The 3,505-nt window shown below is 39.4% G+C and carries 4 protein-coding genes; all 4 read left to right on the top strand.

Features of this window, described 5'->3' with window-relative positions; all coding sequences use genetic code 11:
* Positions 1–173: 173 nt before the first annotated feature.
* From atpD to recA, 4 genes are read left to right on the top strand one after another with little or no spacing between them, the layout of a single operon-like run.
* Positions 174–1,571, top strand: coding sequence for a F0F1 ATP synthase subunit beta (atpD, locus tag AB1397_05560; GenBank protein MEW6482452.1), 1,398 nt, complete (start codon positions 174–176; stop codon positions 1,569–1,571).
* Complete coding sequence (locus tag AB1397_05555) at positions 1,561–1,785, top strand: hypothetical protein (protein MEW6482451.1); 225 nt, start codon at positions 1,561–1,563, stop codon at positions 1,783–1,785. The genes atpD and AB1397_05555 overlap by 11 nt, the downstream gene beginning before the upstream one ends.
* Positions 1,782–2,249, top strand: a complete 468-nt coding sequence (locus tag AB1397_05550) for a PTS sugar transporter subunit IIA (protein MEW6482450.1) — start codon at positions 1,782–1,784, stop codon at positions 2,247–2,249. The genes AB1397_05555 and AB1397_05550 overlap by 4 nt, the downstream gene beginning before the upstream one ends.
* 29 nt (positions 2,250–2,278) lie before the next feature.
* Positions 2,279–3,268: a recombinase RecA gene (gene recA / locus AB1397_05545; protein MEW6482449.1), complete on the top strand. Its 990-nt coding sequence runs from the start codon at positions 2,279–2,281 to the stop codon at positions 3,266–3,268.
* Positions 3,269–3,505 lie beyond the last annotated feature (237 nt).

Raw genomic sequence — 3,505 nt, 5'->3', positions numbered from 1 at the left:
AGGAAAGCTTTATATAAAATTATGAATTTTGAATGTTGAATTTTGAATTAAAAGGGGAAAAATTTTATAAAACTTAACCTTCAATCCAAAATTCAAAATTTAGAATTCAAAATTTCTTAAAAGGTGGATGAATTTTTAAACAGATAAACACATACTAATGTTTAATTTAAAAGATGGGTATAGGTAAAGTAAATCAGGTAATCGGTCCTATCGTTGATGTTCTCTTTGAAAAGGGCGATATTCCCCCAATTTATAACAGCCTTCATATCCAAAAAGGGGAAGATATTCTTGTGGTAGAGGTAGCCCAGCACCTGGGAGACAATATTACAAGAACAATAGCTTTAGGAGCAACCGATGGCATAAGAAGGGGAATGGAGGCAATTGATACAGGAGGACCTATTAAGGTTCCGGTTGGCAAGGGCATATTGGGAAGGATGATTGGTGTATTGGGAAACCCTATAGATGAAATGGGAGAGGTAAAGGCAGAAGCATACCATCCCATCCACAAAACGCCGCCATCCTTTGAAGAGCAGGAGACCGTAAGGGAAATGTTTGAAACAGGCCTTAAGTCTATTGACCTTTTAGCCCCCCTTTCAAAGGGAGGAAAAGCAGGGCTTTTTGGTGGTGCAGGCGTTGGAAAGACCGTCCTTGTAATGGAGCTTATAAGGAATGTGGCAGAGCAGCATGGTGGTTTCTCTGTATTTGCTGGTGTGGGCGAGAGAACGCGTGAGGGAAATGACCTATACCTTGAAATGAAGGAATCTGGTGTTCTTTCCAAAACAGCCCTGGTTTATGGCCAGATGCAGGAATCCCCTGGTTCTAGATTCAGGGTTGGTCTTTCTGCCTTAACCGTTGCCGAGTATTTCCGCGATATGGGAGGTGCCGATATTCTTTTGTTTATTGATAATATCTTTAGGTTTATCCAAGCAGGAAGTGAGGTCTCTGCCCTTCTGGGAAGGATTCCCTCTGCGGTTGGCTATCAGGCAACACTAGGAACCGATATGGGTGCCTTGCAGGAGAGGATAACTTCAACAAGGAAAGGCTCAATTACATCTGTGCAGGCAATCTATGTTCCTGCAGATGACCTTACAGACCCGGCACCGGCAACCACATTTACCCATCTTGATGCAAGCATTGTTTTATCAAGGCAGATTGCCGAGCTTGGGATATACCCTGCGGTTGACCCATTAGATTCTACATCGCGTATCTTAACCCCTGATATTGTAGGAATAACGCACTACACAGTGGCAAGGGAGGTCCAGAAGGTTCTTCAAAGATACAAAGACCTTAAGGATATTATTGCCATACTTGGAATGGATGAGCTTTCTGAGGAGGATAAGCTTATAGTTGAAAGGGCAAGGAAGATTCAGAAATTCTTCTCCCAGCCATTCTTTGTGGCAGAGGTATTTACGGGAAGGAAGGGAAGGTATGTTCCCGTCGAGGAAACCGTGGCCGGGTTTAAGGCGATTATAGATGGAGAGCTTGACGATGTTCCTGAGCAGGCATTCTATATGGTTGGAAATATTGAGGAAGTGAAAGAGGAATACAAAAAAATAAAACATGGAGGTTGAACTTGTAAGTAAAGAGGGGATTTTGTTTAAGGATAAAGCAGAACAAGTTATTGTTCCAGGAGAGATGGGATATATGGGCATTTTAGAAAATCATACCCCCCTTCTTTCCACCCTTAAAAAGGGAAAAATAATGATTGATAAAAATGGATTTGATATAGATAAAGGATTTATTAAGGTATCTGATAATTATGTAATTATTTTAGCAGAGAAATGAAATTATCTGAAATTCTTTCAAAAGACAATTTGGTTCTTAATCTTAAGTCAAAAAAGAAGGATGATGTTTTAAAGGAAATGGTAGCATTTCTCTCAAAGAATAATGAAATTGATGAGAATGAGGTTTTGAAAGGGATTATGGCAAGGGAGGAGGTAATGAGCACAGGCTTAGGTCAGGGTGTTGCTATTCCCCATACAAAGGCAGAAAGCACAAAGGATCTTGTGGTTTTATTTGGAAGGCTAAAGGATGGAATTGATTTTAAAAGCATAGATGGAGAGCCTGTTTATTTAATATTTATGGTTGTTGTCCCACAGGATGCCACTGTTTCCCAAATAAAGATATTGGCAAGAATCTCAAGGCTTCTTAAGCACAATTATATCAGGGAGAAGCTTAAGGTATTAAAAACAAAGGAAGAAATTATTGATTTTATTAGCCAAGAAGAGGAAAGACATCTTCCCCATTAAAGATTTAGGATTTAATAAGGAGGTAAAAAATGGAACAACAAAAAAAACAGGCATTAGAGATTGCCCTTTCTCAAATTGAGAAGAATTTTGGCAAAGGGGCAATCATGAGGCTGGGAGACAGCAAGGCAAAGATGAATGTTTCTGCTATTCCTACCGGTGCATTAACCTTGGATATGGCAATTGGTGTGGGAGGGGTTCCCAGGGGAAGGGTGATCGAGGTATTTGGTATGGAATCATCGGGAAAGACAACCCTTTGCTTAAGCATATTAGCACAGGCACAAAAAGCTGGTGGTGTTTGTGCATTTATTGATGTAGAACATGCCTTAGACCCAAGCTATGCAAGGAAGGTTGGGGTTGATGTGGATAATCTATTAGTCTCCCAACCCGATACCGGAGAGCAGGCATTAGAGATTGCCGAAAACCTTGTTAGGTCGGGTGCAATTGATGCGATTGTTATAGACTCGGTAGCCGCTTTGGTAACCAAAGAAGAAATAGAGGGAGAAATGGGAGATAGCCATATTGCATTACAAGCAAGGCTGATGTCTCAAGCCTTGAGGAAGCTTACCTCAGTAATCTCAAAGTCAAAGGCGGTGGTTCTCTTTATCAACCAATTAAGGCAAAAGATTGGGGTTATGTTTGGACCAACTGAGACAACACCCGGTGGTCATGCTTTAAAATTCTATTCCTCTGTCAGGCTTGATATGAAAAGAAAGGAGAATCTAACCAAAGGGGATGAGATTATCGGAAGTAGGGTAAGAATAAAGGTGGTAAAAAACAAGGTTGCCCCCCCCTTTAAGGATGCCGAGATAGAGATTTATTATAACGAAGGCATCTCCTATGAGGCATCCCTCATTGATTTAGGCCTAGAAAAAGGGGTAATCACCCAAAAGGGTGCATTCTATTCCTACAAAGAAAAAACCCTTGGTCAGGGAAGAGAAAATGTAAGGAATTTCCTAAAGACAAACAAAGAGGTAGCATCAGCAATAGAGAAAGAGATAAGGGAGAAATCAGCTAAATGAAATAATTATGAACGATTATAGGCCAATAAAAATATATGCAAAAGATATAAAGCAAGATGATACCGCAATTCAACAGTTATTTTCTTTATACCCTAAAGAGGATATTTATTTTGAATTATAGTTAATTCCATAACGCTTTACAAAATGTATGTGTTTAGATAATCTTAAGGAAAACTTTATAAAATTATGAATTTTGAATGTTGAATTTTGAATTAAAAGGGAAAAAATTTTATAAAA

Source organism: bacterium (genome assembly GCA_040756715.1).
Lineage (GTDB): Bacteria > UBA9089 > UBA9088 > UBA9088 > UBA9088 > JBFLYE01.
This window is presented reverse-complemented; position numbering and strand designations above follow the sequence as displayed.